Below are 14,422 nucleotides of genomic sequence, written 5' to 3' on the forward strand. Positions count from 1 at the left end.
TGCATTAAATGTACAGCAAAATATCATCATTTTCCTCGTATATTATGCTAATATTAAGAAAACCTCTTATATTTTGTCGTCAAGGAGACGTTTCATATGAAAATAAAAAGCAAGCTGCAGTATGGCAACCCGCTAGAGCCTTTATATGTAGAATACAATCGACGCAAAGGTCATTTTTCCATGCAAAGCAGCCATATGCATAGTCATTATGAGCTGTACTATTTATTTGCCGGACAGCGTGTCTATTTTATTAAGGATCGTTCCTACACGATCCAGGCTGGCGACTTTGTCATTATTCCAAGCGATGTCGTGCACCGTACCTTGGATAGCGGCGTGCCTGACCATGAGCGGATGGTGCTTTATTTTAACGACAGCTATTTTGCGCAATTTCCTTCCGCGGATGCGGAGCTGCTGCTTGCTCCATTCCGCAGCTCGCATCATATTTTCAAGGTTATGCCGGGTGAAAGACTGCAGCTGGAGCAGCGTCTATATACGATGCTGCATGAAATTCAAGAGCAACCGCCCGGCTATCGACTGACCGTTCAGCATACCGCTGCCGCTGCCTTGCTGTATGTGGCGCGCCAGATGCAGCATGCCGAGCCTGATCCTGCCGCCGATCAACTGTCGCCAACTGAAGCAAAAATGATGGAAGTTGCCCAGTATATTAATGCACATTTTCGCGAGACCTTGACGCTGGAGCTGCTTAGCAGCAAATTTTTCCTTAGCGAAAGCTATTTAAGCCGCACCTTCAAAAAGCTTACCGGCTTCGCCTTTACGGAGTACGTCGGGATGACGCGAGTGAAGGAAGCGCAAAAGCTGCTGCGCGAGACGGACAAGCGAATTACCGATATTTCCGAGGAAGTCGGCTTTGGCAGCTTCGCTCATTTCGAGAAGGTATTCAAGGAGCTTACCCGCCTCTCGCCGCGCGAGTATCGCTCGCAATTTCGAGATCAAGCTTGATGGCAAGACGTAAAAGGGAATGGCTTGAAAAAAGAACATCCGCCCTTTAACAAGAAGCATGCAGCTTGCAATGCTGATCTTCCTGTCAGAGTAGATGTCCTTCTCTTTGTGCTCTTCAGTCGCTATGAACCCAGGGACGTGTATGTTAAAACTCAGTTAATTCAGTGCAACGAAGCTTATACTCGCTGAGTAGGTATCATAGCAATAGACCGCTGCTCCGTTAGCTGCGACAGCAAGCCGCAGCTGTACTCCGCCTTCTACAACAGTAGAACCAATTAACGTGGCTGCTCCTTCAACTGACATTGTACTATTGACGCCTCCTGATTCATACGTACTAAAATCATCTCCATTAGATGTCATAAGATAAGCAGATAAATTATATGTTTCATCGGAAGGTAATTTGAACAGAATTTGAAAATTGACCAGATACGTATGATTAGGGGCCAACTGGAATGTAGTTCTCGTGCTGTCCAGACTAATCAGCCCCCCTGAAGAGGGACCCAGAACAAAACCATTAACTACCACATCCAAAGTGTTCACGGTAAAACTAAGTGCTGTTGCGTATTGCGCAAATCCTAGCGCCCCCCCTGCTGGGCCTGGAGCCCCTGTTGGACCCGTTGCTCCTGTTCCTGATGGACCAGTTGGGCCTGCTATTCCTGTTGGACCTGTTGGGCCTGTTCCTGTTGGACCTGTCGAACCTGTTGGACCCGCTGGGCCAGTATCCCCTTTTTGTCCTGTCGGGCCTGTATCTCCGGTTGGGCCAGTCGGACCCGTATCTCCAGTTCCCCCCGAACCGGTTGCACCAGTCGGACCCGTTGGCCCTGGCGCACCGTTAAAACCATTTTGCCCATTTAACCCTCTTTGGCCTGTAGGTCCAGTCGGACCCGTTGGGCCTGTCGGGCCGACATCCTGTGCGGCTTGAAAATTCCGATCGTCTGTTGTCATTTCTGCCAAACTCCTTTATATTAGTGTAGCTCTCGGTAATTGCCGAGACGATTAAGGCTAGCATTCTCTATCCATGCAAAAAATGCTATTTCGACAACATGGGGTTCTCGGTATATTATTATCAATGCTACAGCTATTGATATGACTCATTCCAGGAATATATGCTCAAAGTTTATGCTCAACAAAACGGCAAAAAAAGGACACCGACTCTATAACAAGAAGACCGCCTTTACAGCGCTAATCTTCCTGTTTCAAGAGGATGCCCTTTATCTGAACTTTCTATTGAGATTCTTTCGTACTCTATTTAGTTATGAAGCTTCACAATCCATACATCACGTCCAGCTAGCTCAGCTGAGCCGCCTTGCATCGTTCGCCCACTAAGCAGTTCAGTGCCCTGCTTGCCCAAATCAATTGTTGCCGCAGCTTCATTATGGTTCAGAACAAACAAATATTCTACTCCGTCTTTAACACGTAACGTTACCTCCACGCCTTCAGGTACATCGGCAAGAAGTGGAGCAATTCCGCGATCAGCACATAATTTCGGCAGCCAATCGCTTAAAAACGCTGTTTCCGGGCTCGTTGCCAAATACCAGGCTTCACCTTCGCCAAACTTGTTGACGGTAAGCGCAGGCATACCAGCATAGAAGTCATCGCCGTATACAGCCTTCACTTCCGCACCCTCAGAATGAATCAGATCGCACAGCATGCCGCATTCGTACTCTGATTTCAAACCAATATTACGATCGGTAATTACGACGCGGTTGCGCTGGCTCGGCAGCAAAGCATCAATTTCTTCAGCCCAAATGCCAAGCAGCTTTCTCAATTCGCCAGGATAGCCGCCTACTTTAACAAGATCGCTTTCATTCACGATGCCGCTGAAGAAGGTTGTAATAAATGAGCCTCCCGCCGCAACATACTGTTCAAGCTTGCTGGCCACGCCCGGCTTGACCATATACATAACCGGTGCGATTACAAGCTCATAATCGCTTAGGTCCGCTTCCACACTAACCATGTCAACGGCAATCCCTGCGCGATATAGTGCGTCATAGTATTTATGCGCTTCGTCAACGTAGCGAAGAGCAATGGTCGGACCGCTGGACATTTCGATTGCCCACCAATTTTCCCAATCGAACATAATCGCAACTTTAGCCTTTACTCTGGAATCCAGTAATGCATCGCCAAGCTTTCCTAGCTCTGCACCGAGCTGTGCGCTTTCACGGAATACTCGAGTATGCTCATGACCAACATGCTCGATCACCGCGCCATGATATTTTTCACAAGCACCGATTGAGCGACGAAGCTGGAAGAACATAATGGTGTCCGCACCTCTCGCTACCGCCTGATAGCTCCATAAACGCATTATACCAGGACGTTTAAGCGAGTTGTATGGCTGCCAGTTTTGCTGACTTGGCGTCTGCTCCATCAGCATGAACGGTTGACCATCCTTTAAACCGCGCATCAAATCATGCATCATGCCAGTGTAGCTGTGCGGCGTATCGAATCGAGGGTAATTATCCCACGATACAACATCCATATGCTTGGCCCATTTATGATAGTCGAGCTTTTTGAAGGCTCCCATCAAATTCGTTGTGACTGGAATGTTAGGCGTATACTTTTTGACAGCCTCATGCTCCAGCTTATAGCATTCAAGCAAGCTGTCAGAATAGAAGCGCATGTAATCGAGCGAGATGCCCTGGAAGTTCGTCTCTGTCCGTCCGTTCGCGCCGCTCCATTCCTCACTGCGTCCGCTTGGCAGCACAATGTCCTCCCAGTCGTGGAACGTATGTCCCCAGAATCCGGTATTCCAGGCGCGGTTTACTGCTTCCAATGTGCCATAGCGCTCCTTGAGCCATTCGCGGAAAGCCGCTTCGCAGTTGTCGCAGTAGCAATTTCCCGCACCGCCGTATTCATTGTTAATATGCCAAATGAGCAAGGCTGGATGATCCTTGTAACGCTCAGCAAGCTTTTCCGCCATGCGTACTGCATACTTACGGTAGGTCGGACTGTTTGGACAGGAATTGTGGCGGCCGCCAAATTTACGTTTGTTGCCGTTAAAATCGACCTGAAGTACATCTGGATATTTGCGCGCCATCCAGGCAGGATGCGCTGCCGTGCTCGTTGCCAGACAAACACCTATGCCATCAGCATGAAGCTTGTCCATCATCTCATCGAGCCAGCCAAAATCATACGTATCCTCGTCCGGCTGATTTTTAGCCCAGGCAAATACGTTTAATGTCGCCACATCGATGCCTGCCAGCTTGAACATGCGCAGATCCTCGTCCCAAACCTGCTTTTCCCATTGATCGGGATTATAATCTCCACCGTACCAAATTTTCGGCTTGCTTGCGTTGATCATATTCTCACACCTCATCTTATATGATAAAATTGCATTTACACCTTTATAATATGACTTATAATTACAATATCCAATATAAAATTACAGCTTTATCATATAAGAATATGGAGGTTTTTAATATGCGACGTGCCGTTCCCGCCTTGCCAACTGAACTGCTTCCACTGCAGCTGGAGACCATTGGAATTAATCCCGACCAAGAACCGCTAAATCGTCCAGACGGTTACCCTTATTTCCACTGGCTTCAGACGCTCGAAGGCGAAGGCGAGCTTTCGGCAAACGGCAGAACATGGAAGATTCCGGAGCATTCAGGCGTTTTGTTCGCTCCGGGAACACCGCATCGCTATGAAGCAAGGAGCGAACGCTGGCTGACTGGCTACATCACCTTTCATGGAAGCCTGGCAGCAAGCTTTGTGCAATCACTCGGTTGGAGCAATATAGAACGCTTTCAATGGGAAGCAGGCAGCGATCAAATCACTGCGCAGCTAGAAGACTTATTGACATTTGCTGAATCGGGCGGTGATCCTTCAGGATGGCGCTACTCGGTTAATTTGTATCAATTTCTAACGCAGCTGAGAACTGATGCCTTTACAGAGGCTAACCGACCGTCGATGTCAAAGCAATTGGAGCGTGTTCAAGGACTATTGAATTGGCTGGAAAATGAATTCGCCAACCCGGAAATCGGATTGGCGGAAATGGCTGCGCAGCTTGGCATTGGTGAACGGCAGCTAAACGAAAAATTTCGCGAGCTGTTTGGTCAGACTGCATATGCATATTTAATTCAATTACGGCTGCGCAAGGCGAAGGAATGGCTTCCGTCTCGTCCAGATTGGACTGTTCGCCGCATAGGCGAGGCAGTTGGCTTCCGCGACGCAAGCCATTTCGTTGCTACTTTTCATCAAAAGGTAGGTATGACGCCAGAGTCATATCGCAAGCTCTACGGTACGGGGAGCAGCTCGGTGAATTGAATCGTATAGTCACGTCAAAGCCATAATGCTTATAGTTGCTGAAGGTCCAGAATTATAATATAAAGTTACCGGGACAGTAATATCTACATACAAACGTATATATTGTCCTCCAGTAATTAAGGCAGAGCTACTCAATGTTGCAAAATTGATAGTATTATTATTCCAATCGTCTAAAGTATATCCTGGGCCGTAATCGTTCCAATTTTGTTGGTCAGTGGAATATTGCAGGTAAGCCGATATTGTATCTCCACTTTCACAGGATAATACTATTTGAAACTGAACCATATAAATATGATTCTCCGCCAACTGAAATATAGTTCCCGTGCTATCGATATTAATCAAATTTCCGAGCACCGGGTTGGCAGTTGTATTAAATCCGTAAATAGGACCTCCTCCCCCACTACTCAGTGTATAAGTTTGGGTACATACATATTGAGCAAATCCCGGTGAAACCCCCGCCGGACCAGTTGGACCTGACGAACCGGTGTCCCCTTTTGGGCCTGTTTCTCCTTGCGGGCCAGTTGCTCCGACTGGCCCTGTTGAGCCTGTTTCCCCTTGCGGACCTGTTGGTCCTGTCGGTCCAGTTGCTCCGGCTGGACCCGTTGAGCCCGTTTCTCCTTGCGATCCAGTGGGACCAGTTGGACCCGTTGCTCCTGTTCCTGTCGGGCCAGTTGCTCCGGCTGGGCCTGTTGAGCCCGTTTCTCCTTGCGATCCAGTGGGACCAGTTGGACCCGTTGCTCCTGTTCCTGTCGGACCAGTTGGACCTGTCGTGCCGTTAAATCCGTTCTGTCCATTTAAGCCTCTCGGTCCAGTTGGACCCGTTGGACCCGTTGGGCCTATCTCCTGTTGAGCTTGAAACTTTTGATCTTCTGTTGTCATATACAACAAACTCCTTTACATTCTAATTGCTTTCGGCCATTAACGAAGCGGGTCACAAATCAGGAAATATAAACTGTTACAACTCCGGCCACATCGTCCGGAATATAGATGTTATTGTAAATTGTAGGCCGAGTGCTTCTGTTGCACCTGGTACCCCTGTCGGACCTGCAGGGCCCGTGGGAACGGCATACTAAATCAAGGGATCGTTATTTTCTTAATAATCAGTGCTATATCATGAAAACTCGACCCAAAAGGCTTCATGTTAGTACTTGCTGTAAGCTCCGCTGTTACAAATGAATGGGCCGACGCTGTAAATGATTTTGTTAAATAGAAAGGATAGCTGTAAAATGGGGAATAAGCAAAATTAATCGAAGATAATGCGAGTTTAAATGTTTCACTATGATTCTCCCAGGATATCTGAAATGTTGCATCAGCAAATTGGTTTTCATTTACACAATATTGGTAAATGAAAAAAAGAGTGAATTGATACGTTTGATTGGAATCAAACGTGCTTAGATCCTGATGCAAGATTTGAACCGGCTGATTCACCTGATCAATATTGCTAAAGCTATAGAAAATAGGAATTTCAGCCGGTCCCGTTGCACCTGGCGCTCCGGTTGGGCCCGTTGCACCTGGCGTTCCTACTCCAGCCGGTCCCGTGGGACCTGCTTCTCCGCTTCCTGTCGGGCCAGTCGGACCTGTTGCACCTGGTGCTCCTTTCGGGCCTGTTGCCCCCGGCGTTCCTGCTCCGGTTGGACCCGTTGGGCCTGGCCTTCCTGCTGCACCAGTCGGGCCCGTTGGGCCTGGCGTTCCTGTGCCAGTTGGGCCTGTTGGGCCGATTTCTCCTTTCAGACCAGTCGGACCCGTGGGACCGTTAAACCCATTCTGTCCATTCAAGCCATTTTGTCCAGTTGGACCTGTCGGGCCCGTGGGACCAGTTGGACCAGCCTCCTGCTGGACTTGCACATGTTGTTCTTCATTTGTCATTTCCATCTGGCTCCTTTTCTTAAACATGATATCGTATCGCTGTATCGAATCAGGAAGAGGCGATCGTTACCTTATTAATAATTAGCTCTATGTCATGAAAATTGGAACTGGAACTTACCATGTTATAACTGCTTGTAAATTCCGCTGTTACAAATGAATTGCTCGATGCTGTGAATGATTTTGTTAAATAGAAAGGAAAGTCGTAAACTCGGTTATCAGTAAATTGATCCGAAGGGAGGGAGATTGTAAAGGCTTCACTATAATTCTCACTGGATATCTCAAATGTTGCCTCACCTTGTGTGTTATTGTTTACACTATATTGGTAAGTGAACGCAAGAGTAAATTGATACGTTTGATTGGGTTCAAGCGTGCTTAGATCCTGATGCAAGATTTGATGCGGCGCGTTCACCTGATCAATATTGCTAAAGCTATATAAAATAGGAACTGCAGTCGGGTCCGTTGCACCTGGCGCTCCTGTCGGACCGGTTGGGCCCGTGGGACCCGTTGAGCCAGGCGCTCCGGTTGGGCCTGTGGGACCTGCTTCTCCGTTTCCTGTAGGGCCTGTCGGGCCTATTACACCTGGCGCCCCGGTTGGGCCTGTTTCCCCTGACTCTCCTGTCGGGCCCGTTGGGCCTGGCCTTCCTGCTGCTCCGGTCGGGCCCGTTGGGCCTGGCGTTCCTGCGCCAGTTGGGCCTGTTGGGCCGCTTTCTCCTTTCAGACCAGTCGGACCCGTGGGACCGTTAGACCCATTCTGTCCATTCAAGCCATTTTGTCCAGTTGGACCTGTCGGGCCCGTGGGACCGGTTGGACCGACCTCCTGCTGGACTTGCACATGTTGCTTTTCATTTGTCATTTCCATCTGACTCCTTTTCTTAAACATGATATCGTGTCACGAATCAGGAAGAAGCGATCGTTACCTTATTAATAATCAGCTCTATACCATGAAAATTGGAACTGGAACTTGCTATGTTAGTACTTGCTATAAGCTCCGCTGTTACAAATGAATGGGCCGATGATGTAAATGATTTTCTTAAATAGAAAGGATAGTCGTAAATTTGATTATCAGTAGACTGACCCGAAGGGAAGGCGATTTTAAAGGTTTCACTATTATTCTCCCAGGATATCTGAAATGTTGCATCAGCAAATGTGTTATTGTTTACGCTGTATTGGTAAGTGAACGCAAGAGTAAATTGATACGCTTGATTGGATTCAAGCATGCTTAAATCCTGATTCAAGATTTGATGCGGCGCGTTCACCTTATCAATATTGCTAAAGCTATAGAAAGTAGCAGCCGCACCTGAAATTCCTTGCGGACCGGTTGGACCGATTGGGCCGGCTGGGCCAGACTCTCCGGTTGGGCCCGTAGGACCTGCTTCTCCACTTCCTGTCGGGCCAGCCGGCCCTGTTGCACCTGACGCTCCAGTTGGACCCGTTGCACCTGGCGCTCCACCTGTCGGTCCCGTTGGGCCTGGCATTCCTGCTCCGGTTGGGCCCGTCGGACCTGGTGTCCCTGCTCCGGCTGCTCCTGCTGGGCCCGTTGGGCCGCTTTCTCCTTTCAGACCGGTCGGACCCTTGAGACCGTTAAACCCATTCAGTCCAATCAAGCCATTTTTTCCAGTTGGACCTGTTGGACCCGTGGGGCCTGTATGACCATTTTCTCCATTTTGACCACTTAAGCCATTTTGTCCATGGCGTCCAATTGGTCCTGTCGGACCGACCTCTTGCTCAACTTGCACGTTTTCGTCTTCAATAGCCATATACAGCAAGCTCCTTTACATCACATTTGTTCATAGCAATTGGCCAGAACAATGAATTTAAGATTTTCGCACCAGTCCACATACAATCTTGCTGTGTTTGCCAGACATGTCCAACTAACGCATGCGATTCGCCGCGTTTATTCAGCTCTCAAGATCATTGTAAGGACTTTCCCAGCGATCGATTATTTGAATGTTTGAAGCATGGTACATGTTAATGATATGTACGCTATTCAAATTTGGTGTAGGAAAAGTTACCTCCCGAGCATAAATGTGCGAAAGTCAGAGGTAAAAAAAGAGGTTGTGATCGCCATGCGCCCAGCAAGCTCTCACAGCCTCTCTCCGATTATTTATGTTCCCCTGAACTTTACAACGCTTGCAGTGACTCTGTTTTCCTTACCCTATGAAAGCAATCGAACGCTTTACTTTTTTGGCAAAGGCAATTGGATTATCGATCGACTCCCAATGAACATATATTAGACGAGGTTCTTCGAACAGCCAATGATTATGAACTGCCGTTACTTTTATTCCATTTTTGCGTAAATTGGTCAGCAGCTGATTAACCTGATGCTGAAAAACTGCCGTTTCTCCTAAACAAAGCGCCTTTCCGGAGCTGTCCAGCGATTCAAATGAAAACAATTGATATCGTACTAAAGGAGAGGTCGTACGTCTTCCTAAAATCGTTTCCTGAAATGAACGACTTCTTGAGACAAAACAAACAGGACCTTCTGTAATCATGTGCTCTGTTCCGCCTAAAATAGCTGAAAAACGATCACACAGCTTCCTAAAGTGATGACTTGCTTTTACGTGATGTCCTTCTTTTACATGAAGACTCAACTATATCATCCTTTCATTAGCATCGAATGCAAAGCTTATTCATTGATCTTTAACCTAAAAACGATATTGATTCCTTCGTTCTTCTGGCAAACACAATAGGATTCATGATCGCTTCCCAATGCATATACATTAACCGCGGGTTTTCAAACAGCCAATGATTATGAACCGAGGTCACTTTTATTCCGTGCTTGCGCAGGTTGGTTATTAAGCGATTGACCTGATTTTGATGAACGGCTGTTTCTCCCAAGCATAATGCACGATCGGAAGAATCCAGCGACTCAAATGAGAACATCTGCATTCGGACAAGAGGTGAACGTGATCTTCTTCCCAGAATGGTTTCGTGCAAATTCGTCAACCGTGTAACAAAACAAACCGGACCTGGTTCAATCGATGATTCACCTCCTAAAATATCTCCAAACTCAGAACAGAGCTGCTTAAAATGCGAGCTTGCTTTTACTTGGTGCGACATTTAACTCCTCCTTATTTTTTTGTTCACAATAATCTATGACCCAAGGAGCTAAATGTAACGGGCGATACCCCATTTTTGAATAATTTTCCATTTTTCTCTTATTTGACCATCAAAAAGACCAACCCTTCGTCCAGCAAATAGACGAAAGATTGGTCTTTTTTCAGTATTTATAAAATTACGGATTGATGAATAGACCATATGATACCAGGAGGTACAATTCCGATATTGAGCGTCAATGTTAAGCCATTGTCCACGTAAAACAATCCTAATTGTTCACCGCCGTTAAACTGCAGGTCTCCGGCCAAAGTAACCGTACCAGCTCCAAGCAAAGCGCGTCCAGTAAAATCCGTGAAATTAAGATCGATAATAGGCAGCACTCCTGAAATAAGGTCTGTGCCAGAGGCTAAATCTCTTACGCTAAAGTAAGGAAGAATATCGCTTCCTATGGAGGAGGTTGGAGGCGTCGTTAGATTATAGCTAATTGTCGCATAGACCGAGTACACGCCTGGCATTGGAACAGAATAAGTCCCTGATCCGCTGTCGAACAAGCCAAAAAAATTATAGTAAGGCGGATTTGTAGACCAGCCCCCAATCTGGGTAGTCGCAGAAATACCTGTTGCTGTCGTAATCGCAGAGAAGCCATTCGGATCTGTAATCATCGGTCTAACGTCAAAGAACACTGTAGTCCTGTCAGGCTCCTCTTGTACATTAATGAAAATATTTCCTCCTGGCTCCAGATTTAACGTCCCGCCAAAAGGAATTGCGCTTGTACCTCCTGGCGAGGTTACATTAAACAGTGGCTCACCGATATCAAACCCGCCTGTTGGGCCCGGCTCTCCTGCTGGGCCGGTTGCTCCTGTTGCTCCTGCTGGCCCCGCTTCTCCTGGTACACCTGTCGCGCCTGTTGGGCCGGTTGCTCCCGCTGCACCTGTCGCGCCTGTTGGGCCGGTTGCTCCCGGCACACCTGCACCAGTTGCCCCCGTCGGGCCGGTTGCTCCTGTCGCGCCGGTCGCTCCTGTTGGGCCGGTTGCTCCCGGCACACCTGCACCAGTTGCCCCCGTCGGGCCGGTTGCTCCTGTCGCGCCGGTCGCTCCTGTTGGGCCGGTTGCTCCCGTCGCACCTGCACCCGTCGCGCCTGTTGGGCCAGTCGATCCCGGTGCGCCTGTTGCCCCTGTCGCGCCTGCCCCCGTCGCGCCTGTTGGACCTATTGGCCCTGCTGGACCTGTTGGACCGGTTGGGCCAATGTCACCCACTTCTCCTTTTTCGCCTGGCAGCCCCATTTTTCCACGCTTAACTATTATACATTTTTTTATTGTTCTCCGTGATCTTGGCGGGCATAGAAGCGCTTTTTTACGTTTTTTCATACATATTTTCTTTTTTCTCCCGAGATACATTAGTCATTTCACCTCCTTCTCAAATACTTTCATTATATGAAAATCAGTATTATTCCGCTTATGCGTCCACCTACTGTTAAAAATGAGTACAGGCACGTGTATCACATTTATTACCTTGTACGCGATCTGCACTACAAAAAAACAACCTCTCGCAATACAGCTGCGAAAGGTAGTAGGGATGACCAATTAAAAAGTTTTTGCAAACGCGTAATTTACTAGGGCGTGTCTGAAAACCCGCTCAGAGGCCCCTTTCACCGCCTTTTCGCCCCCTGCTTCGTTCCGTTTGCTTGACGTACGCCCGGTACGCCTTCCCAAACGCGCCTTGCATGGAACGAAAATTCGGCAAAATTGGCTGTCCTCGGAGTTCTCAGACACGCCCTAGACTGCCGCCGCCTTTAAAAACATTGTCAGCGGCATCAATTGCAGCTCGCGTATGCCTTCGACAACTAGCCGGGCAATGCTTAAGCCGCCTTGCTCTTGAAAATGGGTATTGTCACTAATGCCGTTAGAATAGTTGATCCACTCTCCCGGCTCTCCCCACAGAAAGAGGGAAGTCGTGCCTTCCGGTCCCAGCTCTTCAAACAGCTGCTTGCTTTTCTCTGCCAAATCGATTAGCGCTACCTGCTCTTCCGCCGCCAGCTTCCTTACCGCTTCAAGGTAAGCTTGATGCGTATCGACCAGCTTGCCTTCCTGATCATAATAACGGCGATGCACAGACGTAAGCAGAACTGGCGTAGCCTTCACCGAGCGAGCCGCATCAATATATCGTTTTAGATGCTCGGGATAAGTCGTGGCCGGATCGGTAAATCGCGCCTCATCATTTTTTTGATCGTTATGACCGAACTGTATAAACAGGAAGTCCCCTTCCTTAATCTCTTCCATAATGCGATCAAGCCTGCCTTCGTCTATAAAGCTTTTCGTGCTGCGGCCACCGATCGCATGGTTGGCCACGACAACATCATGCTTGAAATAAAAGTTCAGCATTTGTCCCCAGCCGGAAAACGGGAAGTTGCCAGGCACCGGGTCAGTAACCGTCGAATCTCCCGCCAAATAAATCGTCGTTTGCTGTGAGGATGCCGTTATTTCCAGCGCATTAATTCGCGGCGCCAGCCCGCCAAAGCTTAGCTTCAGCTTTCCATCCCTCACATTTACGCCAAACTGCTCACGGGCAAATTGCCCCGCTACCGTCTTATAGTTGTGCAGCACAAGATGCTCGCCGTTCGTTTTTAAAGAAGTGTGGGTAGGTGCAAGCGTGTCGCCAATTAATAGCGAAACGATATAATGGCCGTTAGGAACATCAACCATAAATGTAGTGTCAAAAGGAATGCAAAAATCCCCTGTCAGCAGCTCATCTGTCCGCTTCTTGAATGTTACTTTTTCCAGCGAAGCAAAGCCGTAGCCTGACTTGTCATCATATCGTACAGCACTGCTAATCTTCTGATATTCTTCCTTAACAGCCCCTTCCGGGCCAAAATCAAAGCGCCACGTCATCGTGAGCTTCCCTCCCAAGCTTAGCATTTAGCATTTATACCTTTTACTGTAGCGAAGGAATCCGTTATAATCGACTATATTAATTGCTCAATTCATGAAAAAGTTGCAATTCTTGCACTGGCTATGGAGGTAACTATGGGCATGTACTACAATTCAACTGGCACGATATTGGTCGATCATTACAAACGCAAGGGCTTCTATACGATGCAGGAGCATCATGCTCATGATGACTATGAGCTGTACTACCTGTTTACAGGCGAGCGAAACTTCTTTATTCGCGATCGCTGCTATCGTGTAAAGCGAGGCTTCTTTGTGTTTGTTGAAAAAAACGAGCTGCACAAAACGATCGATACCGAGGTTCCCAATCATGAAAGGCTCGTTATAAATTTCGGCTCTGCACTGCTTGCAGATTTCCCTTTGCATGGAAGAAGCGGAGCAATTTTGCTGCCGCCGCAGGAGCAGTTTAAAGGCGAGTCACTTGTACGAGAGATCATTGCCGAAGCACAAGGCCATGCAGAAGGGCGCGACGTTATGCTGGAGTCGTTAATCAAGCAGCTTCTTCTGCTGCTGTTTCGCGCACAAAAAGAGCAGCCAGAGCTTGAAGCTGAAGCATCCACCGTTCACAAAACCATTTCCGAGGTGGCGGCATATGTAGGAACACACTATCGTGATCCGCTTCGTCTCAATGAAGTAGCGAGCCAGTTTTTTATTAGCCCTTATTACCTTAGCAGAAAGTTTAAAGAATGCACGGGCTTCGGCTTTTCCGAATATGTTCAGCTCGTACGGATTCGTGAAGCACAGCGGCTGCTGCGCGAAACCGATTTGAAAATGATTGAGGTAGCCGAGCAAATTGGCATCGAAGCGGTCGCCAATTTTTATAAGCTGTTTAAAGCAACGACAGGCTGCTCGCCTCTGCAATACCGCAAGCGCCAGCAAGCCCGTAAAAACTAAACGTGATAAAATGAGCGGTCTTTCACTTGCGGGGATTTTTATTTCTAGCTCCGATTCCTGCTCCAAGTGCAATACCTAGCGCAATGCCAAGCGCCAAATTATCTATAGCCAGCCCAAATATAAGCCCCAGCGCAACACCAATGCTAATGCCTGTAGCAACTGAATTATTGTTGTTTTGGTTATCACTCATAGAAAAGCCTCCCCGTCGTTTAATCGCAGCCAGCTTGCAGCTTACTAAGGACCAATGCTATTTGAGCTACGTTATACTAGACTACATAACATATATCGTTTACGCCAGTCAAGCTGCTTCATGCTATGTGCATTGCGTTCATGCTGCACATTGCGATAAGCAGTACCGTTATATAAGATACACTATTGATTAATTGACACAACATAAATATAGTCAAAAACATATATTGCCAACATTATTATAT

14 protein-coding genes are annotated in these 14,422 nt (G+C 47.8%); 3 read left to right on the forward strand and 11 right to left on the reverse strand.

Features of this window, described 5'->3' with window-relative positions; all coding sequences use genetic code 11:
- The first annotated feature begins 96 nt into the window (after positions 1-96).
- A complete protein-coding gene (locus KJS52_RS14535; RefSeq protein ID WP_213516461.1) occupies positions 97-960 on the forward strand; it encodes an AraC family transcriptional regulator in 864 nt (287 codons plus the stop codon).
- Positions 961-1,116: 156 nt separating this feature from the next.
- On the opposite strand, the gene KJS52_RS27730 is transcribed toward KJS52_RS14535, so the two are convergent.
- Positions 1,117-1,905 (reverse strand): hypothetical protein, encoded by a 789-nt coding sequence (locus tag KJS52_RS27730; RefSeq protein WP_281425602.1) that lies wholly within the window; start codon positions 1,903-1,905, stop codon positions 1,117-1,119.
- 304 nt (positions 1,906-2,209) lie between these two features.
- Positions 2,210-4,261, reverse strand: coding sequence for a beta-galactosidase (locus KJS52_RS14545; protein WP_213516463.1), 2,052 nt, complete (start codon positions 4,259-4,261; stop codon positions 2,210-2,212).
- Between the two features lie 119 nt (positions 4,262-4,380).
- On the opposite strand from KJS52_RS14545, the gene KJS52_RS14550 reads away from it, so the two are divergent.
- Positions 4,381-5,226: an AraC family transcriptional regulator gene (locus KJS52_RS14550; protein WP_213516465.1), complete on the forward strand. Its 846-nt coding sequence runs from the start codon at positions 4,381-4,383 to the stop codon at positions 5,224-5,226.
- 9 nt (positions 5,227-5,235) lie between these two features.
- Here KJS52_RS14550 and KJS52_RS27735 read toward each other — a convergent pair whose 3' ends face one another.
- The 8 genes from KJS52_RS27735 to KJS52_RS14590 all read right to left on the reverse strand — a co-directional run bounded on the left by KJS52_RS27735 (position 5,236) and on the right by KJS52_RS14590 (position 13,037).
- Positions 5,236-6,105, reverse strand: a complete 870-nt coding sequence (locus KJS52_RS27735) for a hypothetical protein (protein WP_281425603.1) — start codon at positions 6,103-6,105, stop codon at positions 5,236-5,238.
- A 195-nt stretch (positions 6,106-6,300) separates the two neighbouring features.
- Positions 6,301-7,092, reverse strand: a complete 792-nt coding sequence (locus KJS52_RS27910; RefSeq protein ID WP_373871365.1) for a collagen-like domain-containing protein — start codon at positions 7,090-7,092, stop codon at positions 6,301-6,303.
- Between the two features lie 49 nt (positions 7,093-7,141).
- Positions 7,142-7,945, reverse strand: a complete 804-nt coding sequence (locus tag KJS52_RS27415; protein ID WP_246563578.1) for a collagen-like triple helix repeat-containing protein — start codon at positions 7,943-7,945, stop codon at positions 7,142-7,144.
- A gap of 43 nt (positions 7,946-7,988) precedes the next feature.
- Positions 7,989-8,849 (reverse strand): collagen-like domain-containing protein, encoded by an 861-nt coding sequence (locus KJS52_RS27740; RefSeq protein ID WP_213516467.1) that lies wholly within the window; start codon positions 8,847-8,849, stop codon positions 7,989-7,991.
- A 393-nt stretch (positions 8,850-9,242) separates the two neighbouring features.
- Positions 9,243-9,683 carry a DUF1259 domain-containing protein gene (locus KJS52_RS14575; RefSeq protein ID WP_213516469.1) on the reverse strand — a complete coding sequence of 147 codons (441 nt, stop codon included), beginning with the start codon at positions 9,681-9,683 and terminating at the stop codon, positions 9,243-9,245.
- A gap of 49 nt (positions 9,684-9,732) precedes the next feature.
- Positions 9,733-10,152 (reverse strand): DUF1259 domain-containing protein, encoded by a 420-nt coding sequence (locus tag KJS52_RS14580; protein ID WP_213516471.1) that lies wholly within the window; start codon positions 10,150-10,152, stop codon positions 9,733-9,735.
- A gap of 167 nt (positions 10,153-10,319) precedes the next feature.
- Positions 10,320-11,516, reverse strand: coding sequence for a hypothetical protein (locus tag KJS52_RS27745; RefSeq protein ID WP_213516889.1), 1,197 nt, complete (start codon positions 11,514-11,516; stop codon positions 10,320-10,322).
- Positions 11,517-11,924: 408 nt separating this feature from the next.
- Positions 11,925-13,037 carry a rhamnogalacturonan acetylesterase gene (locus tag KJS52_RS14590; RefSeq protein WP_213516473.1) on the reverse strand — a complete coding sequence of 371 codons (1,113 nt, stop codon included), beginning with the start codon at positions 13,035-13,037 and terminating at the stop codon, positions 11,925-11,927.
- A 123-nt stretch (positions 13,038-13,160) separates the two neighbouring features.
- On the opposite strand from KJS52_RS14590, the gene KJS52_RS14595 reads away from it, so the two are divergent.
- A complete protein-coding gene (locus tag KJS52_RS14595) occupies positions 13,161-13,988 on the forward strand; it encodes a helix-turn-helix domain-containing protein (RefSeq protein ID WP_213516475.1) in 828 nt (275 codons plus the stop codon).
- A gap of 22 nt (positions 13,989-14,010) precedes the next feature.
- Here KJS52_RS14595 and KJS52_RS14600 read toward each other — a convergent pair whose 3' ends face one another.
- Positions 14,011-14,178 carry a glycine zipper domain-containing protein gene (locus KJS52_RS14600; protein WP_213516476.1) on the reverse strand — a complete coding sequence of 56 codons (168 nt, stop codon included), beginning with the start codon at positions 14,176-14,178 and terminating at the stop codon, positions 14,011-14,013.
- Between the last annotated feature and the right edge of the window lie 244 nt (positions 14,179-14,422).

Source organism: Paenibacillus montaniterrae, assembly GCF_018403185.1.
In the GTDB taxonomy this organism is placed as follows: domain Bacteria; phylum Bacillota; class Bacilli; order Paenibacillales; family Paenibacillaceae; genus Pristimantibacillus; species Pristimantibacillus montaniterrae.